The 268-nt window shown below is 31.0% G+C and carries 1 pseudogene; it reads left to right on the plus strand.

Annotated elements, in window-relative coordinates:
• Window positions 1–268 (plus strand): annotated as a pseudogene (locus RU87_RS09880) (hypothetical protein); the annotation flags it as partial.

Raw genomic sequence — 268 nt, forward strand, 5'->3', positions numbered from 1 at the left:
GCAGACAGTCTAGAAGATAAGCAAGAAGACAAAGAAAAATCCTATCTTAAAGAAAGAATTTCTGTTTTAGAGAAATTCTTAGATAAAGAACAAACATCAAATTCGGAATTAAAAAAAATTATTCAACAAACACAAAATCTTTTAGACCAACAACAACGTCTAGCCTTACAGGATAAAAAATTACTAGAAGAGTATAAATCAGAAATCAATGAATTGAAAGCTCTTAAAATGCCTCAGGAGGATATGAAAGATGGCTCGTCGATAAGGG

Origin of the sequence: Pseudolactococcus plantarum, assembly GCF_002441715.1 — a bacterium.
Lineage (GTDB): Bacteria > Bacillota > Bacilli > Lactobacillales > Streptococcaceae > Pseudolactococcus > Pseudolactococcus plantarum.